18 protein-coding genes are annotated in these 20,394 nt (G+C 32.1%); 16 read left to right on the top strand and 2 right to left on the bottom strand.

The features are described 5' to 3' along the window. Positions 1-22 precede the first annotated feature (22 nt). The 6 genes from RBH29_RS05370 to pflA all read left to right on the top strand — a co-directional run bounded on the left by RBH29_RS05370 (position 23) and on the right by pflA (position 5,382). On the top strand, positions 23-325 hold the full coding sequence (locus tag RBH29_RS05370) for a hypothetical protein (protein WP_306695743.1): 303 nt from the start codon (positions 23-25) through the stop codon (positions 323-325). Between the two features lie 20 nt (positions 326-345). Further along, the gene (locus tag RBH29_RS05365) at positions 346-900 is read left to right on the top strand and encodes a DUF6115 domain-containing protein (protein ID WP_306695742.1); all 555 of its coding nucleotides are present in this window, start codon (positions 346-348) and stop codon (positions 898-900) included. 59 nt (positions 901-959) lie between these two features. Beyond that, positions 960-1,142, top strand: a complete 183-nt coding sequence (locus tag RBH29_RS05360; RefSeq protein ID WP_306695741.1) for a hypothetical protein — start codon at positions 960-962, stop codon at positions 1,140-1,142. 318 nt (positions 1,143-1,460) lie between these two features. Continuing rightward, the gene (locus RBH29_RS05355; protein ID WP_306695740.1) at positions 1,461-2,258 is read left to right on the top strand and encodes a DUF4097 family beta strand repeat-containing protein; all 798 of its coding nucleotides are present in this window, start codon (positions 1,461-1,463) and stop codon (positions 2,256-2,258) included. 161 nt (positions 2,259-2,419) lie between these two features. Continuing rightward, positions 2,420-4,648, top strand: a complete 2,229-nt coding sequence (gene pflB / locus RBH29_RS05350) for a formate C-acetyltransferase (RefSeq protein WP_306695739.1) — start codon at positions 2,420-2,422, stop codon at positions 4,646-4,648. A gap of 17 nt (positions 4,649-4,665) precedes the next feature. Next, complete coding sequence (gene pflA, locus RBH29_RS05345) at positions 4,666-5,382, top strand: pyruvate formate-lyase-activating protein (RefSeq protein WP_306695738.1); 717 nt, start codon at positions 4,666-4,668, stop codon at positions 5,380-5,382. A 69-nt stretch (positions 5,383-5,451) separates the two neighbouring features. Here the strand turns inward: pflA and RBH29_RS05340 are convergent, their stop codons facing one another. Further along, positions 5,452-6,084, bottom strand: coding sequence for a 3'-5' exonuclease (locus tag RBH29_RS05340; RefSeq protein ID WP_306695737.1), 633 nt, complete (start codon positions 6,082-6,084; stop codon positions 5,452-5,454). A 613-nt stretch (positions 6,085-6,697) separates the two neighbouring features. Here RBH29_RS05340 and sigI point away from each other — a divergent pair. The 4 genes from sigI to RBH29_RS05320 all read left to right on the top strand — a co-directional run bounded on the left by sigI (position 6,698) and on the right by RBH29_RS05320 (position 10,899). Next, positions 6,698-7,417 (top strand): RNA polymerase sigma-I factor, encoded by a 720-nt coding sequence (gene sigI, locus RBH29_RS05335; RefSeq protein WP_306695736.1) that lies wholly within the window; start codon positions 6,698-6,700, stop codon positions 7,415-7,417. A gap of 21 nt (positions 7,418-7,438) precedes the next feature. Next, on the top strand, positions 7,439-9,256 hold the full coding sequence (locus RBH29_RS05330) for an anti-sigma-I factor RsgI family protein (protein WP_306695735.1): 1,818 nt from the start codon (positions 7,439-7,441) through the stop codon (positions 9,254-9,256). A gap of 263 nt (positions 9,257-9,519) precedes the next feature. Continuing rightward, positions 9,520-10,113, top strand: a complete 594-nt coding sequence (locus RBH29_RS05325; RefSeq protein ID WP_306695734.1) for a DUF3794 domain-containing protein — start codon at positions 9,520-9,522, stop codon at positions 10,111-10,113. 210 nt (positions 10,114-10,323) lie between these two features. Further along, entirely contained in the window at positions 10,324-10,899 is a 576-nt protein-coding gene (locus RBH29_RS05320; protein ID WP_306695733.1) for an SPOCS domain-containing protein, read from the top strand. A 92-nt stretch (positions 10,900-10,991) separates the two neighbouring features. Here the strand turns inward: RBH29_RS05320 and RBH29_RS05315 are convergent, their stop codons facing one another. After that, positions 10,992-13,154, bottom strand: a complete 2,163-nt coding sequence (locus RBH29_RS05315; RefSeq protein WP_306695732.1) for a copper amine oxidase N-terminal domain-containing protein — start codon at positions 13,152-13,154, stop codon at positions 10,992-10,994. A gap of 235 nt (positions 13,155-13,389) precedes the next feature. Between RBH29_RS05315 and RBH29_RS05310 the strand changes: the two genes are divergently transcribed. The 6 genes from RBH29_RS05310 (at position 13,390) to RBH29_RS05285 (ending at position 20,287) form a co-directional block, all read left to right on the top strand. Continuing rightward, positions 13,390-13,659 (top strand): ACT domain-containing protein, encoded by a 270-nt coding sequence (locus RBH29_RS05310; RefSeq protein WP_306695731.1) that lies wholly within the window; start codon positions 13,390-13,392, stop codon positions 13,657-13,659. 13 nt (positions 13,660-13,672) lie between these two features. After that, entirely contained in the window at positions 13,673-15,031 is a 1,359-nt protein-coding gene (locus tag RBH29_RS05305) for a PFL family protein (protein ID WP_306695730.1), read from the top strand. 115 nt (positions 15,032-15,146) lie between these two features. Continuing rightward, positions 15,147-15,950, top strand: a complete 804-nt coding sequence (locus tag RBH29_RS05300; RefSeq protein ID WP_306695803.1) for a carbon-nitrogen hydrolase family protein — start codon at positions 15,147-15,149, stop codon at positions 15,948-15,950. A gap of 246 nt (positions 15,951-16,196) precedes the next feature. Continuing rightward, a complete protein-coding gene (rpsO, locus tag RBH29_RS05295; RefSeq protein WP_306695729.1) occupies positions 16,197-16,460 on the top strand; it encodes a 30S ribosomal protein S15 in 264 nt (87 codons plus the stop codon). Positions 16,461-16,823: 363 nt separating this feature from the next. Beyond that, complete coding sequence (locus RBH29_RS05290) at positions 16,824-18,926, top strand: polyribonucleotide nucleotidyltransferase (protein WP_306695728.1); 2,103 nt, start codon at positions 16,824-16,826, stop codon at positions 18,924-18,926. 110 nt (positions 18,927-19,036) lie between these two features. Then, positions 19,037-20,287: a M16 family metallopeptidase gene (locus RBH29_RS05285; RefSeq protein ID WP_306695727.1), complete on the top strand. Its 1,251-nt coding sequence runs from the start codon at positions 19,037-19,039 to the stop codon at positions 20,285-20,287. Positions 20,288-20,394 lie beyond the last annotated feature (107 nt).

Raw genomic sequence — 20,394 nt, 5'->3', positions numbered from 1 at the left:
AGCAAGATTAAGGAGCGATGTTATGTCTATTAAGCCTGTGGAATATCAAATTTTGATTCCAAAATCTTCAGAAGTATCAAAAATACAAAATGATAACCAGCATAAGGGTACTGTAATGCAACAACAACAATCGGCATTAAATCAGCAAAAATCTGAAGATTCTGTTAATTTAGTGCATTCACAGGAGAATCCACAAAAAGCGTTGATTAAAGACAAAGAAAAGGAAAGAAAGAAAAAAAATAAGGATAAAAAAAGAGGTTGTAGAAAATATAAACACAGGAAAAATTCTGAAGATAAAGCCAGTACAATTGATATTAGGTTGTAAAATGGTTGGAGGTGATGTAGGTGACAGGTTTTTATGTAAGCATAATGTTTATGGGAATATTATTGATGGTTATTTCATTGGTGTGGATAGCCTTTGATAAAAAGAAGTATTTAGATAGCGAAAATGTGCTTGAGGAAAAAAAAGAAATGTTGGTATCGGTAATTTCAGATGCAGAACAAATGATTGAAGAGTTAAATAATCTTTCAGACTATGTAGTATCTAATATTTCTGAAAAGAGACAGGAGGTTATTGATACAATTGAAAAGGCAGATAAAAAAATTAAAGAAATTAAGGAAGAGAAAATAAGTACTAAAGTAGATGGGACGTATTTTTCAGAGGCAAATAAATCTCCAATAGATAATAAAAATACTGTATTTAGAAATATACTTTCAGAGGAAAAGGATGTGGCTAAATCCTTTGCTAAAAGTAAGGTGGAAAAAAAAGTTGTTTCAATAAACAACAGGCATAAAGAAGTTATAGATCTTTCCCAAAGTGGGCTTAATGAGACACAAATAGCTAAAAAACTGAACATGGGAAAAGGTGAGATACAACTTATCTTAGGTATAAATAAATAATTTATAGTATGGGGGCAGATTTTTCATATAGATGCTTTCAAAAAGGAGGGAGCAGAGTTTTGAGGAAATTTCACTTAAAAAGTTTGCTTTTAGGAATAGGAATGGGAATAGTGTTGAGTTCATTTGTTGGGATTATACACTCTGCTGGAATGGATAATGAACTTACTAAAGAGGAGATAATTGAAAGAGCCGAATATTATGGAATGGTATTTCATGAAGAATTTATTGAGGGTGGAGATTAGAACTTTCAAATTTTATATTAAAATGCAAGAACAGAACTTAGTTTTCCCAAGACAAAGGGTAGCTAGGTTCTATTTTTTTAGAAAAAGAAGAAATTAGCATTAAAATATGCTCACATAATTACTGTGTCTTGCACTAGGGAAATAATTGTAAATGCTACTAGGTTTGTGTTACCATTTATCAATAAGAAATGCCTTAGAAATAACGCTCTATTCTAAATCAGAAAACCCCTATGATTTAACGGGGTTTAGACGATGAGAGTCGGATGTTATAGAAGGGTTATTAACTTGTTAGTTATATTCTGACAGGAGGGGTTATAGTTGAAGTATAAAATTATAATCATAGCAGCAATGTTTTTTATATTTTATGGATGTTCGGCTTCGGTAATTGAAGTTGGTCCTAAAAGGGAAGTTAATTCTTACAGTGAAAAGTTATTTGAGGTTAATGAAAATGATGAAATCAGTATATCCTGTGATTCTGGCAATATTGAGTTTTTTAACTGGGACAGGAAAGAAGTGAAATTAGAGATAAAAAAAAGAGTAACGGGAATTTGGCAAAATAATAACCTAGATGAAAAATTGCATGATTTTAAGGTTGAATTAATTGAGGAAGATAATAAAATTTATTTTGATGTTGAATACACAGGAAAAGATAGAAATTCAACAGATAAAATTGTAGATTTAAAAATTTACATACCAAGGTGTGTACATGTTTTAAATTTAGATTTAGATAGAGGAAACGTAAAATTTCATGATGATTTAAGGGGAATATTAAATGTGGATATAAATACTGCTGATATAGAAATAAATAAATTTATTGGAAAAATAAATATAAAAGGTGATGTTGGAAATGTTAGAATACTAAATGGAAAGTTGTCTGAAAATTCTAGCATAATACAAAACATTGGTTCAATAAATATAAAATCAGAATTTGAAGAAGGGGGGGAGTATAGAATTAATACAGGTACAGGAAATATTGAACTATGGGCACCTGAGAATTCAAAAGTATCATTTGAAAGTGTAGGTGCAATAGAAGAAAATAATTTTAAGGAGAATAACTATCCTACTAAAGTCAGAGTAAATAGTTCTATGGGGAAAATTTCAATAAAAAAATATTAATTTAGCTAAACGAGTTCACTTCTCACATAGTTCAACAGCACATCTATTTAAAGTCATTTTTCATTATAAAAAAATATTGGATATTCTTTTAGTTTGAAGGGTAAATATATATTAGAATTTAAAAAATTATTATTTATAAATATGAAGGGTGATGAAATGTGATGGATGCATGGCGTGGATTTAAGACAGGAGACTGGTGTGACGAAATTGATGTTAGAAATTTTATAAATAAAAACTATACACCTTATGAGGGGGATGAAAGCTTTTTAAAAGGATCTTCAGAAAGGACAAAACAATTGTGGAAAAAGGTATCCTGCCTGTTAGAAGAAGAGAGAAATAGAGGTGGTGTTTTTGATGTAGATACAGATACAATTTCTACAATTACATCTCATGGTTCCGGATATATTGACAGAGAATTAGAAGTGATTGCAGGGCTTCAGACAGATGAGCCTTTAAAAAGGGCTTTAATGCCATTTGGGGGACTGAGAATGGTCTTAAAAGGAGCACAGGCCTATGGAAAAAATGTTTCACCTGATGTAGTTGAGATATTTACTGAATTTCGCAAAACTCATAATGATGGAGTGTATGATGTTTACACACCTGAAATGAGGAGAGCGAAAAAAGCAGGAATAATAACAGGGCTTCCAGACGCTTATGGAAGAGGCAGAATTATAGGGGATTATAGGAGAGTTCCACTTTATGGTGTTGATAGGCTTATAGCTGAAAAACAATATGAAATGACAAATCTTGAACTTGACTATATAGATCATGAAACAGTGAAAAAAAGAGAAGAAATAGCAGAGCAAATAAAATCTTTAAAACTGTTAAAGGAAATGGCAAAATCCTATGGATTTGATATTTCAACTGCTGCAAAGGATGGAAGAGAAGCAGTACAGTGGCTTTATTTTGCATATCTTGCGGCGGTAAAAGAACAAAACGGAGCTGCAATGAGCTTAGGGAGAGTATCTACATTTTTGGATGTTTATTTTGAAAGAGACTTAAATGAAGGAAGAGCTAGAGAAGAGGATATTCAAGAATTGATTGATCAACTTGTTATTAAGCTCAGAATGGTAAGGTTTTTGAGAACTCCTGACTATGAAAAACTCTTTAGTGGAGATCCAACATGGGTAACCGAGAGTATTGGAGGTATGTCTTTAGATGGAAGAACTTTGGTTACAAAAACATCTTTTAGAATGTTAAATACATTATTTAATTTAGGCCCTTCACCAGAGCCAAATTTAACTGTACTTTGGTCTGTAAATTTACCTGATGGTTTCAAAAAATTTACTTCAAAGGTGTCAATTCACACCAGTTCCATACAATACGAAAGTGATGATATTATGAGACATTATTGGGGAGATGATTATGGAATTGCATGTTGTGTATCTGCTATGCGACTGGGAAAACAAATGCAATTTTTTGGTGCTAGGTGTAATTTGGCAAAAGCTTTATTATATGCTATAAATGGTGGAAGGGATGAATTAACTGGCAATCAAATTGCCCCTATGTTTTCAGCAGTTGAAGGTGAGTATTTAGAATATGATGATGTAATGAAGCGGTTTGATATGGTGCTTGACTGGGTAGCAAGGCTTTATATGAATACATTGAATATAATTCATTATATGCATGATAAATATTCTTATGAAAGGCTTCAAATGGCACTTCATGATAGGGAAGTATTTAGAACTATGGCATGTGGCATAGCAGGTCTTTCAGTTGTTGCAGACTCTTTGAGTGCAATTAAGTATGCCAAAGTGAAGCCTTTAAGAGATAAAAATAATATTGTTGTAAACTATGAAGTTGAAGGTGACTACCCTAAATATGGAAATAATGATCAGAGGGTGGACTCAATTGCTACACATATAATAAAAATATTTATGGACAAACTTAGAAAGCAGAGAACATATAGGGATTCAACTCCTACACTTTCAATATTGACTATTACATCAAATGTAGTGTATGGTGAAAAGACAGGAAATACACCTGATGGAAGAAATGAAGGAGAGCCTTTAGCACCTGGTGCAAATCCAATGCATGGAAGAGATGTGCAGGGAGCTTTGGCAGTTTTGAGCAGTATTTCAAGACTTCCTTATGAATATGCACAGGATGGAATATCTTATACTTTTTCTGTTATTCCAAAGGCATTGGGAAGGGATAAGCATTCGAGGATAAATAACTTAAAAGCTCTTTTGGATGGCTATTTTAAAGAGGGAGGCCATCATATAAACATAAATGTATTTGAAAAAGAAATCTTGATTGATGCAATGGAGCATCCAGAAAAGTATCCTCAACTTACAATAAGGGTATCAGGGTATGCAGTAAACTTTATAAAGCTTACAAAGAAGCAGCAGCTTGATGTTATAAATAGAACCATTCATGAAAAAATATAATTGTGAGGAGAAAAAATATGAATAATACAGGTAGAATACATTCCTTTGAATCATTTGGAACGGTAGATGGACCTGGGATTAGATTTATTGTGTTTATGCAGGGATGTCCACTAAAATGTGTTTATTGTCACAATAGAGATATGTGGGATAGTGAAGGGGGAAAGGAATACACTCCTGAACAGGTAATTGAGGAGATGAAAAAATATATAAATTATATAGAGTTTTCAGGTGGAGGAATTACTGTTACAGGAGGTGAGCCACTTCTTCAGGTGGACTTTGTAACTGAGCTTTTTAAAATAGCAAAAAAGATGGGTATTCATACTGCAATTGATACCAGTGGTTTTGCCAAGGCAGATGATGTTCGGGAACTATTGGAATATACTGATTTGGTGCTTTTGGATATAAAGAGTGCAGATAAAGAAAAACATAAGAGAATCACCGGAGTTGAAAACGAGAAAATCACAAAATTTGCAAAGTATCTTTCTGATACAGGAATACCAATTTGGATAAGGTATGTTTTAGTACCTGGATTGACAGATGAGGAAAATGATTTAAAAAAGGTAGCTAATTTTATAAGAGGACTAAAAACTGTGGAAAATATAGAGGTGTTACCTTATCACACCATGGGCGCTTATAAATGGGAAAAGTTAGGCTATAAGTATCAACTTGAAGAAGTTAAAGTACCTGATTCAGTAGACATAAAAAATGCTAAGAAAATGCTGGATGTATTATAAATTCATAAATATAAAAATTGGATTTACAGTTATCATAATAAATAAAAATCGTTAAGAAGTACATAAAAATCAGGCATCTTTAGCATTAGGAGTGCACGTGCTTTTTTTAGAATTGCTTTTTCTTTTAAAATTTTTCTTTTTAAAAGGTTTTATGGTGTTAAACATTTTAAAGTTAACCTTATCAAAAATGCATTTGAAAATTTTAGAGGTATATTCTGCATCTGTTAAAGCTCTGTGAAAATCATCTAAAACTTCAATCTCCAATAATTTTAGTGCGTTTTTAAGGCTGTATCTTTGACTAGATGGAAGATTAAAAATGGATGAAAACTGTTTTTGAATATCAATGTTTTGTTTTAACCATCCAATTTTTATTCGATTGTATCTGCAGTTTAAGCTTAAATTATATATATCATCATGTCCCCAACTTATTAGTACACAGTCAGAACCAATCCATTGTTGAAAATTCTTGATAACCTTCTTAAAATCATCAGCTTTGTTAATATCCTCTTGGGTTATTTTAGTTTTTCTTTTGACTAGTGAAAATAACTTTTTAAAATATTTAGGTTTTATAAATGCTTGGAATTTTCCTATTTCCTGTAGATTTTTATCAAGTTTAACTGCACCGATTTCAATTATTTCATTGGGGAGATTACTTTTAAAAGGCTTGCTATTTAATTCTAAATCGTAAATTATATAATTCATATTATATCTCGTCCTTAATAATATTTTTAATATTTTGTGCAAATAAACAACATTCAATTCTCATACTCCAAAAAAATCCGTTAAAGCATTGGGATTTTGTCCTTGAGAAAAAAGCGTTATTTCTAAGACATTCCTTAACTATAACTTTTATATATAAAATACTTTACCATATTGTAAGGGAAGCTGCAAATATATAAAAAATATATCCTTTCGAAGACAAGTTGGTTTTTTGAGCATATTTTATATTTTTCTATTAACTTATTGACTTTAATCTGTTACAATTAATATAAAGATTTAAATAATTGTCAGTACATAAGATGATATTTATAGAATACGTTTTTGGTTATATAGATTCATAGATGCAACAATTTAAAGAGTAACTTTTTAAAAAATCAATTTTCAACACATACACTACAAAACTTTTATTTTTAAGATAAGTATATGAAAAGTCTTTTTATAATGATATATACCTTATTTTATTGAGTTTGCATTGTAAAAATGCTTTTGCAAAACTCAGTGAACTCGTTTAGCTAAAGCTAAACATAGAGGATTAAGGTGGAGTCTTAGAATAAGATAAAAAAACAAAAGAGCAGGATTTTAGAGGTGATTTTTTTTGCTAAAAAACAATAGGTCTCCTGTTAATTCTATTAACCATGCTATTATTAGAATTAAAAATGGGGATGTTGGTCTTAAAGAAGAGTTAATTAAAAAATATAGACCATATCTATTAAAAACTATATCAAGTACCACTGGTAAATATGTTGATTCTGAAACAAGCGAAGAGTATAGTGTAGGATTAATGGCTTTTAATGAGGCTATTGATAATTTTGATTCAGAAAAAAATGGGAATTTTATCAGCTATTGCAATATAGTCATAAATCATAGGATAATTGATTACATAAGAAAGAAAAAAAGGGAAAATAAAACCATACCTTTTTCATATTTTGAAGAGAAAAGCGAAAGTGAATTTGAAGAAAAATATCTTGTTTCTGATTCACACTATCAATATGAAAAAATTGAAGTTAGAGAAGAAATTATGATTTTTGAAAATAAACTTAAAGAATTTGGAATTACATTAGATGAACTTGTAACAAAGTCACCAAAGCACAAAGATTCAAGAGAGCTTTATATAAACATAGCAAAGATACTTTCAAATAATGAAGTTTTATTTAATAAAATGATTAAAAAAAAGTGTATTCCAATGTCAGAACTAATGAAGTTTGTTAAAGTTAGTAGGAAAACCATCGAAAGAAATAGAAAATATATAATAGCTGTAAGTTTGGTTTTAAGAAGTAGTTTAGACGAAATTAAGCAGTACTTTAAAAAAGATTAAAAAGGAAGGGAGGGGAAACAAATGAACAGTTTGGGAATAGTAGTTAAGGTACAAGGTAAAAGTGCAATAGTTGTATCAGAAGCTGGTTTGTTTGAAATGATAAAATACAGGGAAGGAATGTTTGTTGGACAAAAGGTTTTTTATTCTGAAAAAGACATGATAAGCAAGAGGGAAAAATACAAGTATTTAATTCCTGTTATTGCTGGGATTGCCTCTATATTCATATTAATGATGTCATATTTTAGATTTTTTCATACCGATGATGTATATGCATACATAGCTTTAGATATAAATCCAAGTTTGGAGTTAATAATAAATGAGAACAGCACTGTTATAGATGTGGTTGCTCTTAATGAAGATGCAGAAATAGTTATAAATGACATTAACTATAAAGGAACATTGTTAGAAAAAGTGGTATATGACATAATTAGAAACTCAAAAGATCAAGGTTTTATTGTAAAAAGTGATAAAAGAGAAATAGTTTTAATATCAACAGCATTTGATAATACAGAACAACCAGTGCAAAATCAAGTATTTAATAATAAACTAATAAGTAATTTAAGAAGTGAAATAAACAAAGATTTTTATTATGATGTAGATATACAACTTATGGAAGTTCCGATTAACAAAAGACATTTAGCATCAGAAACAAAAGTTTCAATGGCCAAGTATCTAATTTATGAAAAGGCAAAGGAAAAAGGAAATGACATTTCTATAGACGTGCTTAAGTCAGCTAGTTTAAATGAGTTGATTGAAGAAGGTGACATAGACATAAATAAGCTTACCTTAAAAATAGATGAGCATGAAGAAAATAAACCAACACCAAAAGAGACACCGGAGCCAACGGCAACGCCAACACCAGTACCGAAAGAGACACCGGAGCCAACGGCAACACCAACACCAGCGCCGAAAGAGACATCGGAGCCAACGGCAACACCAACACCAGTGCCGAAAGAGACACCGGAGCCAACGGCAACACCAACACCAGCACCGAAAGAGACACCGGAGCCAACGGCAACACCAACACCAGCGCCGAAAGAGACACCGGAGCCAACGGCAACACCAACACCAGCACCGAAAGAGACACCGGAGCCAACGGTAACGCCAACACCAGCACCAAAAGAGACATCAGAGCCAACGGTAACGCCAACACCAGCACCAAAAGAGACATCAGAGCCAACAGCAACACCAGCACCAAAAGAGACACCGAAGCCAACGGCAACACCAGCACCAACACCGAAAGAGACGCCAGAGCCAACGGCAACACCAGCACCAACACCGAAAGAGACGCCAGAGCCAACGGCAACACCAGCACCAACACCAAAAGATACACCAGAGCCAACGCCAACTGAGACACCAGCACCTACAGAAAAACCAAAAGAAGAACATAATATAAGGGTACAAATATATAACGACAATGCAGTATCCAAGACAGATTCAATTTATTTAAATGTTAGAGTTATTAATACTGGAGATCAGGAAATTGATCTTTCAGATGTTAAAGTAAGATATTATTATACAATAGATGGTTATTCAGAACAGGAATTTATATGTGACTGGTCAACAGTTGGACTTTCTAATGTAAAGGGTGAGTTTATTGAAATGTCATCACCAGTTGATGGGGCAGATACTATCCTTGAAATGAGTTTTTCCGACAGTGCAGGGATACTTGAACCAGGAGATTTTGTTCGTTTTAGAGTTCGAGCTTCTAAAAATGATTGGTCTCATTATATTCAGTCAAAAGATTATTCTTTTAATGCATCAGCAAATAACTTTGTTGATTGGGAAAGGATAACAGGATATATTTCTGGATCGTTAGAGTGGGGACAGGAACCATAAAAAAAGAACCATAAAAAAAGTTTTTTTGTTCTACCCACACAAAAAGAATAATTAGTTCGCACTAATATAATAGCGGGACATTTTAGATGCTCTGCTAGCTGTTGCGACAACAGTTAAAATGATAATTTTCAATACATATACCCTACATAATATGTTGAACCCCGTTTTTAACGGGTGTTTTTTTTTGCAAGTCAACATTTGCGTACTTTATGTATACTATGATATTAGGAGAGTATTTTAATCATAGTTAGGAGTGTTGAAAAATGTCAGAACAAAAAAAAGTTACTACAACTGACACTTGTAAAATTCAATATACCCATGATGAAGATTGTAAAAAGACTTTAAGAAAATGCATAAAGGTACCTGAAGTTGTTGGTAGGAATAGTAGTCAGGTACTAATTGAAAGCGTTATTCCTTTTCCAGATCTTTTTCCTGCTGTTGAGATTAAAGACATAAAAAAAGAGGTAAAAGATCTTCGTGTGCATGTGTGTAAAAACAAAGTGCTTATAAATGGTGTTTTACACAAAAATATTAACTACAAGACATTTGAAGGTGAAGTAAAGTGTGGTAAGTTAGATACCTTTTTTGGAGATGTCAAACATGTAGGCGTGGATATTCCTTTTGCAACCTATATTGACGTTCCAGGTGCTAAACCAGGAGACAAATATCAGATTGAATTTGCTGGTGTTGAAGATGAGTGTGAAGTTGATATTTTAGAGGACCCAGTTACTCTTGTTAAGTGTACAGTAAAGGCTTATAGAAAGCTTCGAGAAAAGGTTATAGTAAAAGTAGATTTAAAGGTGTTAAGAGAGGTGCAAATAGCAGTTTATCCAGACAAATGCAACATTTGCCCATAGAGTGAACTCATTTAGCTAAAGCTAAACATCCAGTCTTCAGGTGGAGATTCAACTCCACCTGAAGACTTATGAGAGAGGTTCCACCTTCTAAGATGGAGCCTCTTTTATAAGTTAAATTTAAGCCATATGTTTCCTTGAACTTTTATTTTACTAATAGAATATAATGCTTAGTAGAAAATAACCATAATTCTAGGGAGTTAAAAGGTATTTATGTTAAAAAATTATCCTAATTATAATTTTTTTAGAGAGAAAATTATAGATGAAGAAAACAAAAATATATATTACAGAAAAAAGAGTAAAAAATTAAAAGAATTAAATGAAATTGTTGAAAAGAAAAGTACTACAAAATTTATTGAGTATGAGATTTTTTTTCCACCCAAATTTCCTGCACTTAAAATAAATGAGAATATAACAAAATTAAAAAACTTAAAATGTATTAAATTTAAAAGTGGAATACTTGTTGAAGGTACGGTCTTAAAAGAAATTGTTTTTTTCTCACCTGAAAGCAGATACATCAAAAAAAATAGACTTAATACATGTTTTTCCTCACTTAAATCCATAGTAACCAATGTACCATTTAGTTGTTTTATAGAAATTAATAATGTTTACAAAGATGATATTGTTCAATTTGAATTTGCAGGGGTAGATGAAAATGATGTGGTTGATATTCTTTCAAAACCTTTCATGTGTTCAGAATGTGGAGAAAAATTGTACAGAGCATTAAAAGAAAAAATTATAATCAAAATTTCAATTATGTTATTAAGGAAAAAAACAATTTGTCTTTAGATAAATATTAAAACTAAAAAGTTTAGATTATGTTAAAAACCTCAGGCATTAAATAGTATACACCTGAGGTTTTTGGCATAAATTTCAAATGATTAATTTATGAATATTAAATCAGTCAATTGAATGTCCACAGCTATGTCAACAAATTCATTTGTTCTTTCGTTGTATATATAAAGGATGTCTGTATTTCTAAATGGACTATCGGAAGATAGTTCTCTTCCGTAAATAATATAGTAGTCTCCCTTAACTTCTATAACGTTTTCAACGTTAAAGTTTCTTCTTAATAGTCTAGAATTATTAGAACTAACATTGTAAAATGAGGTAATATTAGAGTCGGTATCTCGACCAGATGTAAAGACTTTATTGTCAATTTTACCCCAATAATTTACTTCGAAGTTACTGAGAAGTTCTTCAAATTCATCGCTGTAAAGATATACTTTACTTCTATTAATATCTGCCTCAGTACCACTAATAGCCAATGAACTTTCTAATTGCTCCCATATGTTTTTTTCCATACCAAGAACTAGATTTCTTATTCTTGAATTTGCACTATCTATATCTGCATCGTATAAAATTAATGCAAATCTACTATCATCAGACATTCTATCAATGTCTTTAACTGATAGAAATAAATTATTCTCTATTGTTTTTGTAGATATAATTTCAGTTACATCACGAACAACTGATTCTTTATCTTCATCCCATATATATAACATGTAGTCACTACTGTCTCTGTCCTGTATATGAATAATCAGTTTATCATCTTCAACAAAAAGATCTTGAAAATTACAGTTACCATAAAGTGTTCTGACACGTTGTAGAACTAGGTAGTCACCACCTGTAAAAGTATTGTCTTCATTAATGTTTTCTGGAAGTCTTGTACTGTAAAATCCAGTTGAAGTAATAATAGAGTTGTTATCATTTATAGCCATATAAATAAGTCCATTGTAGATTTCAACTTCGGATATTCTGACTGTTCCTCTTTCTGAAACTGATTGTGGCACAAAAAGGTCATAAATTTTATAATTTGATGAATCTGATCTAGAGTTTTTAAGAACTATTAAATGATCTCGTCTATCCTTTGTAGCAACGGTAATGATATTGTTAACACCATTATTATCAACAAAGTGTGTAGTTTTTTCTAAATCTATATCCAAGTCTCTATCAAGAAGTCTTAAAGTTTTTCCATCATATGAAACAAAAGGTTTTTGGGTTCCTGTAGCAAGAGTACAACTCATAAATAAAATATCATCATCAATCATCGAGTCCTGAAGAATATAGTCACTTCTTAAAAGTCTTGGATTCCAAGAATCTTCTTTAAAAACGACAAGTGAGTAATTACGTGTATCGGTGTACCTGTTTACTATTAATTGATCATTTAATATAACATAATCGCCCATAGCAAAATTATCAGCTATTTTATAAATATCTTCGCCGTCAAACCTATATAAAGCATCATTTTTTTGAGTTCTGTCATAACCATGAAGTATAAGATTGTCATTGAATTCTACTTGTTGTCTTATTTCAAAATTATTTATTAAGGTTTCGAATTTTCCATTTCTAAAAGTAACCAAGTTATTTGTATCGTCATCTTCATCAAATAGTGTTATAAGAAGTCCTCCATTGTAGGTGGTTGTGTTTTGGATTTCCTTGCCCTCTAAAGGTATTGTTGCTATGGAACTACCATCATATACGTATACCTGTGGATTTCTTCCCTGCTGGTCGTAAAACAAAACAGTACCAGTATTAAATCTTCCCACTCTATTTATAGAGATGCTTCTCTCTTCACCGTCCCAGTCAACAAAGGCACCGGAACTTTCTGCAACAAATCTTAAAGGAACTAAAGTTCGGTCTTCTTGAATTGTAGGTGCAACATCTAATTGACCTGAACTTCCATTTACAAAAGCAGTTTTGTTGTCAATTTGAAGTTTTATTTCTGTCCCCTGACGAGTTGCAGTTATGCTTCTTGTACTTCCATCCCATTTGATATCAAAGCCAAGTTCTTCAAATATTGCTCTAAAAGGAACTAAAGTTCTGCCATTTTCAATAATAGGTGCAATATCCATGCTTTTTCTTTCGGTTTTAGATATGTAATTGCGATCGTCAATTTTAAACTCTAGATCTACAAAATCTGTTGTGACAATTTCACTAGAGTTGCTTGCGTAAAGATTTGTACCATTTGTATAAACTATTGCTGCAAAAGCCACAAGAATTAAAAAAGCACTTGTGAATTTTAAAAAATAAGATTTAGACATGTTTTTCCCCCCGTTAATATATTTTGGTATTAGTTGTAAAAAGTTAGAAAACAACTATAAAAATAATAGCATACAGATTGTGGCAAGTCAATAATTTTAAGGTGTTATGAAATAATAATGTAATAAAAGATGAACTGTTTAAAAAATATGCATTTAGAGATTTTTAGACATTGCTATAGTTTTAAGATAGAGGTATAATGTTTTTGAAAGTCTAAAAAAAGGGGGAGACAATATTATGAGAGCTGTAATAACTGTTATAGGGAAAGATAAAGTTGGTATTATAGCAGGAATAAGCAATACTTTAGCAGATAGCAATGTAAATATATTGGACATTTCTCAGACAACCATGCAGGATGTTTTTACTATGATAATGTTGGTTGATATTTCAGCTTTGGCAATTTCATTTTCAAAGCTATCTAAGGAATTAGAAAAAAAAGGTCAGTCCATGGAGCTTAGTGTAAGAATACAACATGAAGATATATTTAATTCCATGCATAGAATATAAGGGAGGGATATAAATGATAAAACCCTTTGAAATTATAGAGACAATAAAAATGATTCAAAAGGAAAATCTCGACATAAGAACTATAACAATGGGAATATCTCTTAGAGATTGTTGTAGTTCAAGTAGCAAAAAAACGAGGGAAAAGATATATAATAAAATTACAGGATGTGCAAAAAACTTAGTTAAGGTTGGCGAGGATATAGAGAGAGAGCTGGGAATTCCTATAATCAACAAAAGAATTTCAGTAACACCTATTTCCATTATAGCAGAGAGTTCAGATGAAGAAGATTATGTAAGATTTGCAGAGACATTGGACAGAGCAGCAGACAGTGTTGGAGTGAATTTTATTGGAGGGTTTTCTGCTTTAGTTCACAAAGGTTATACAGGAGGAGATAAAAAACTTATTTCTTCAATTCCAGAAGCACTTAGCACTACAAAAAAAGTGTGCTCATCTGTTAATGTTGCCAGCACAAAGTCGGGTATAAATATGGATTCTGTAAAAGAAATGGGACATGTAATAAAAAAGTCAGCAGAACTAACAGCTGACAGTGGGGGACTTGCCTGTGCAAAGCTTGTTGTTTTTGCAAATGTTCCAGAAGATAATCCATTTATGGCTGGGGCTTTTCATGGAGTAGGTGAACCAGAGTGTGTAATTAGTGTTGGAGTGAGCGGTCCAGGAGTTGTAAAATGTGCATTGGAAAAGGTTAGAGAAGCTGATTTTGAAACGGTGTCAGAGACAATCAAAAAAACAGCATTTAAAATTACAAGAGTTGGTCAGTTAGTTGCAAGGGAAGCATCTAAAAGACTGGGAGTTTCCTTTGGAATAGTTGACTTATCATTAGCCCCTACTCCTGCTATGGGAGATAGTGTGGCACATATATTAGAAGAAATGGGGCTTGAAAAATGTGGCACACATGGTACTACAGCCGCACTGGCTCTTTTAAATGATGCAGTAAAAAAAGGTGGAGTGATGGCATCTTCTTTTGTAGGAGGCTTAAGTGGAGCCTTTATACCTGTAAGTGAAGATGCAGGAATGATAGAAGCAGTGCAAGAAGGTGCTCTTTCAATAGAAAAGCTGGAAGCTATGACATGTGTGTGTTCTGTTGGGCTGGATATGATTGCAGTTCCAGGTAATACAAGTGCAGATACAATATCCGCTGTTATAGCTGATGAATCTGCAATTGGAGTGGTTAATAATAAGACAACTGCAGTGAGAATAATTCCAGCACCAGGCAAAAAAGTCGGAGATATAGTTGAATTTGGTGGACTTTTAGGCACAGGACCGATAATGAATTTGAATAAGTATTCTAGTAAGGATTTTATTAAAAGAGGTGGAAGAATACCGGCACCATTACACAGTCTGAGAAATTAGCAGATGCATGATTTAAAAACAAATATTCTCATAATTGCGTGAAGTTATAAAAAGAACTCTACCCTATAAAGAGTGGGATAAAAATATACTTGTAGAAGTAAAATTTGGAGGAAAAATGATTGTATCTTTATGCCAGATGAAAGTTGAAGATGATAGAAAAAGAAATATAGATAAAGCTGTTAAAATGATAAAAACTTCTGTTAAAAACAATTCTAGGATTGTTGTTTTGCCAGAAATGTTTTGCTGCCCATACGACAATTCTAAATTTCCTTATTATGCAGAGCAAGCAGAGGAAAGTGAAGTTTTAAAAGCTATGTCTAAAGCTTCTAAAGAAGAAGGGACATATATTGTTGCTGGTTCTATACCAGAACTTAGTGGAGGGAAAATATATAATTCCTGTTTTGTTTTTAACCCTGAGGGTAAAATAATAGGAAGACATAGAAAACTTCATCTATTTGATATAGACATACCGGGAAAGATAACATTTAAAGAATCGGATATACTTACAGCAGGAAATGAAATAACAGTGATTGATACTGAATATTGCAAAGTTGGAATTGCAATATGCTATGATGTAAGATTTCCTGAAATGTTTAAAAATATGACTCTAGATGGTGTTAAGATGGTAATTATACCAGCTGCATTTAATATGACTACAGGACCTTTACATTGGGAACTTTTAATGCGTGCAAGAGCAGTTGACAACCAGGTTTTTGTAGTGGCAGCATCTCCTGCAAGAGATGAAAAAGCTTCATATGTTGCATATGGTAATTCCATGGTTGTAAGTCCTTGGGGGAAAGAATTAGTTAGAGCAGAAGGGGAAGAAACTGTTTTGCATTGTAATATGGACTTAATGGAAGTTGAAAAGACAAGAAAAGAGCTTCCAGTTTTGAATCATATGAGAAAAGATATTTATTAAAAAATTTGATATTTTTAAAATTGATTCTTTACAGTTTATAGCTGTTGTGTTAGAATGTTTTAAGTGAGTGGATTGGTTTGGCTTTAGCGAAACATTGAAGCTCTAGGTGGAGATTTTGTTCCACTTAAAGGTTCTAGACTTTAAATTATAAAAGTGTCTTAGGACAAGATAACCATTGGCTAGGTTATTGGAAGCTCCGTCCTATTACTTAGCTTTTGGGGATTAAAAAAAGAGGAGGATTTTTTTATGGAAAAAGGTTTTAAGCAGGAGGTAATTGATACTTACAAGCTTCACGAAAGTGATACTGGCTCTCCAGAGGTTCAGGTGGCTATTCTTACTAAAAGGATAAATCATTTGACAGAACATTTAAAAAAACACAAAAAAGATTTTCATTCAAGAAGAGGACTTCTTAAAATGGTTGGTCACAGAAGAGGGCTTTTAAATTACCTTCAAAAAATGGATATTGAAAGATATCGTACTATTATTGAAAAATTAAATCTAAGAAAATAGAATGGGCGAATTTTTTCGCTCTTTCTTTTAAAGTACAAAATGTTATATCTCGTCTTAAAAGATGTAATTTAAACTTATAGCCTTTCTTTGATAAATACCTTACAGACATTCATAAGCAAAAAAACTATCACTGTATACTAATAGAAAATAATTGTAAATGAATGTCTATGTGCATGTGTTTTTAAGGTTAAACAGTTTATTTTAAAATCATATAACAATAAAAGTTTGGAATACTAAAAATAAAAAATAAACTGCAGACATGTAGAAGGTAGATTGTGTAGCACTAATTTAAACAGCTTTTGATGTTTAAGCTTTGCTGTAGAATCTACATCCTACAGTCTGTAGTTATAAGGAGGAGTAGAAATGAAAAAAACTTTTAGCATTAATGTAGCAGGAAAACAGATAACTGTTGAGACAGGAGACTTAGCTCAGTTAGCAAATGGTTCAGTTATGATTAAATTTGGTGATACTGTTGTTATGTCAACAGCTACTGCATCAGCAGCTCCAAGAGAAGGAATAGATTTTTTTCCTTTGAGTGTTGATTACGAAGAAAGACTTTATTCAGTGGGGAAAATCCCTGGAGGATTTATAAAAAGAGAGGGTAGGCCATCAGAAAAAGCAATATTGACTTCAAGAGTCATAGACAGACCATTAAGACCTCTTTTTCCAAAGGATTTAAGAAACGATGTTGCTGTTGTAAATACTGTTATGGCAGTTGATCAGGATAATTCCCCTGAAATAACGGCTCTTTTAGGATCCTCTATTGCTTTGTCAATATCTGACATACCTTTTAATGGTCCTATAGGAGGAGTTATATTAGGTCTTGTGGATGGAGAGGTAATAATTAATCCAGATGCAGAGCAGAGAGAAAAAAGTAAAATGAATGTTAATCTAGTTGGAACTAAAGAAAAAATAGTTATGATAGAAGCATCGGCAGATGAAGTTCCTGATGAAGTTATGTTCCAAGCAATAGAAAAAGGACATGAAGAGATAAAGAGAATTGTAGAATTTATAGAAGAGATTGTAAAAGAAGTAGGTAAACCTAAATTTGAATATGATTCTTCGGATGTTTCTGATGAAATTTTTGTTCCAGTAAAAGAATTTGCATATGATAAAATGAGAAAAGCTGTATTAGCTGTGGAAAAGCAGGACAGAGATGAAAATATAGCAAAACTTACAGAAGAAGTGATGGAAAAGTTTGAAGAGGAGTTTCCGGAAATGGAAAAGGAAATATCTAAAGCTCTTTACAAGCTTCAAAAGAAAGTTATAAGAGAATATATATTAGAGGAAGGTAAGAGGGTTGATGGAAGGACTCTTGGCGAGATAAGACCTTTATCAGCAGATACAGATATACTTCCTAGAGTTCATGGTTCAGGTCTTTTTCAAAGAGGGCAGACTCAGGTTCTTACAATAGTTACATTAGGTGCTATGAGTGAAGTTCAGATGCTTGATGGTATTGATCTTGAAGAAACAAAAAGATATATGCACCACTACAATTTTCCAGGATACAGTGTAGGAGAAGCTAAGACATCTCGTGGTCCGGGAAGAAGAGAAATTGGTCATGGAGCTCTTGCAGAAAAAGCATTAGAACCTGTTATACCTAATCAGCAAGAATTTCCTTATGCAATAAGATTAGTTTCTGAAATACTTATGTCAAATGGTTCTACATCCCAAGGAAGTGTGTGTGCCAGTACTTTAGCTTTAATGGATGCTGGAGTTCCTATTAAAAAACCTGTAGCAGGTATTTCAGCGGGGCTTATTGTTGATGAAAATAATGAGGACAGGTTTGTAACCTTTATGGATATTCAGGGAATAGAAGACTTTTTTGGTGATATGGACTTTAAAGTTGCAGGAACTAAAGATGGTATTACAGCAATACAGGTGGATATAAAAGTTGATGGGTTGAGTTTGGATATTGTAAAAGAAGCTTTTGATATTACCAAAGATGGGCGTTGCAAAATTATTGACGATGTTATTTTAAAAGCTATAGATAGTCCAAGAAGTGACCTTTCAAAGTATGCTCCTAAAATTATATCAACAAAAATAAATCCAGATAAAATAAGAGATGTTATAGGGCCTGGTGGAAAAATGATAAACAGAATAATTGATGAGACAGGCGTTAAAATTGATATTGACGATGATGGAAAAGTATATATATTTAGTGCTGAATCTGAGGCAAATAAAAAGGCTTTGGCGATGATAGAAGGTATTTCAAAAGATGTGGAGCCTGGTCAGATGTTCATAGGAAAAGTTATGAGAACAACTTCTTTTGGTGCTTTTGTTGAGTTTTTACCTGGAAAAGAGGGACTTGTTCATATATCTAAGCTTGACAAAGAGAGAATTGCTAAAGTTGAAGATGTGGTAACTGTTGGAGATGAAGTACCTGTAAAAGTATTGGATATTGATAGGCAGGGGCGTGTTAATCTTTCTAGAAAGGATGCACTTGCTGAAAGTGAAAAAAGTTAAGAAGCACTAAAATTTCAGGTTTTAGATGAGAGTTAACACAATCTAAAACCTGAAAATCATTACATATAAGAAAAAGTTAGGAAGATTATTTTAAAAAACAGGGAGATTTTATGTGCAAATGTATAAGACTGGAAAATGGTTTGAGGATAGTGTACGAAAAAATACCACATGTTCGGTCGGTTTCAACAGGAATTTGGGTTGGAGCTGGATCTAAGGGAGAAAGCATTGCTAACAACGGAATTTCCCATTTTATAGAACATATGTTATTCAAGGGGACAAAGAAAAGATCTGCAAAGGGAATAGCAGAGGCTATAGATAATATAGGTGGTCAGCTCAATGCCTTTACAGGTAAGGAGTGTACCTGTTATTTTACCAAGACATTAGATTCTCATTTTAATATATCATTAGATGTTTTAGCAGATATGTTTTTTAATTCAAGATTTGACCAAAAAGATATTGACATTGAAAAAAATGTTGTTTTAGAAGAGATTGGAATGTATGAAGATGCACCGGAGGAATTGGTTCATGATATTTTATCCGAAGCGGTGTGGAAGAATAATTCTTTAGGTATGCCTATTTTGGGAACTGATAAAAGTCTTATTAATATAGACAAAAATCAAATCAAAAAGTATATGAAAAGTAATTACTTGCCTCAAAATGTTGTTATAGCTGTTGCAGGTAATTTTGAAGAGAATAAGGTTATAGAAAGCATAAAAGAAAAGTTTGGAAGTTGGAAAAATGAAGACTGTGATAATAAAAAGATAGAATCTGTAGAGTTTAAAAATAACAAGATTTTAAGAGAAAAAGAAACTGAGCAGGTTCATATATGTCTTGGTTTTAAAGGTTTAGAACATGGCAGTGAACAATTATATTCTCTTTTAGCGGTAAATAACATTTTTGGAGGGGGAATGAGTTCGAGACTTTTTCAAAAAATAAGAGAGCAAAAAGGTCTTGTGTATTCAATTTACTCATATCCTTCAGCTTACAAAAATGCTGGATTGTTTACTGTGTATGCAGGTATGAATCCTGAGCATTTAAATGAAGTATTAAAGCTTATAATGGATGAAATTAAGATTCTGATAAAAACGGGCATATCAGATGAAGATATTTATAAATCAAAGGAACAGTTAAAAGGTAATTATATTTTAGGTTTAGAGAGTACAAGCAGCAGGATGAATATTATGGGTAAGTCAGAGCTTCTTTTAGAAAGGATATTAAGTGCCCGAGAAGTTTTAGATAAAATTGATAGAATTAACTCTGAAAGTATTAATACAGCAATAAATAAAGTTTTTGATTTAAAAAACATTGGTCTTTCAATGGTGGGGAACATAAAAGACGATATTGATTTAGAAAAAATATAATTTTTAACAAAAAAAGCATTGGGGTTTATAAACCCCAATGCTTTTTTTGTTAAATAATACAAGCACTTTAGATTAAAAAGCTACATAAGATACTTATAAAGGGGGAA

Origin of the sequence: Herbivorax alkaliphila (assembly GCF_030848475.1) — a bacterium.
Classification (GTDB): Bacteria; Bacillota; Clostridia; order Acetivibrionales; family Acetivibrionaceae; genus Herbivorax.
The sequence above is the reverse complement of the archived record's forward strand: the minus strand, read 5'-3'. Positions and strand labels throughout refer to the sequence as shown.

Coding starts and splice junctions, on each gene's coding strand:
- RBH29_RS05370 (WP_306695743.1), top strand. CDS start 23: ATGTCTATTAAGCCTGTGGAATATCAAATTTTGATTCCAAAATCTTCA.
- pflB (WP_306695739.1), top strand. CDS start 2,420: ATGGATGCATGGCGTGGATTTAAGACAGGAGACTGGTGTGACGAAATT.
- pflA (WP_306695738.1), top strand. CDS start 4,666: ATGAATAATACAGGTAGAATACATTCCTTTGAATCATTTGGAACGGTA.
- RBH29_RS05340 (WP_306695737.1), bottom strand. CDS start 6,084: ATGAATTATATAATTTACGATTTAGAATTAAATAGCAAGCCTTTTAAA.
- RBH29_RS05330 (WP_306695735.1), top strand. CDS start 7,439: ATGAACAGTTTGGGAATAGTAGTTAAGGTACAAGGTAAAAGTGCAATA.
- RBH29_RS05325 (WP_306695734.1), top strand. CDS start 9,520: ATGTCAGAACAAAAAAAAGTTACTACAACTGACACTTGTAAAATTCAA.
- RBH29_RS05320 (WP_306695733.1), top strand. CDS start 10,324: ATGTTAAAAAATTATCCTAATTATAATTTTTTTAGAGAGAAAATTATA.
- RBH29_RS05315 (WP_306695732.1), bottom strand. CDS start 13,154: ATGTCTAAATCTTATTTTTTAAAATTCACAAGTGCTTTTTTAATTCTT.
- RBH29_RS05310 (WP_306695731.1), top strand. CDS start 13,390: ATGAGAGCTGTAATAACTGTTATAGGGAAAGATAAAGTTGGTATTATA.
- RBH29_RS05305 (WP_306695730.1), top strand. CDS start 13,673: ATGATAAAACCCTTTGAAATTATAGAGACAATAAAAATGATTCAAAAG.
- RBH29_RS05300 (WP_306695803.1), top strand. CDS start 15,147: ATGATTGTATCTTTATGCCAGATGAAAGTTGAAGATGATAGAAAAAGA.
- rpsO (WP_306695729.1), top strand. CDS start 16,197: ATGGAAAAAGGTTTTAAGCAGGAGGTAATTGATACTTACAAGCTTCAC.
- RBH29_RS05290 (WP_306695728.1), top strand. CDS start 16,824: ATGAAAAAAACTTTTAGCATTAATGTAGCAGGAAAACAGATAACTGTT.
- RBH29_RS05285 (WP_306695727.1), top strand. CDS start 19,037: ATGTGCAAATGTATAAGACTGGAAAATGGTTTGAGGATAGTGTACGAA.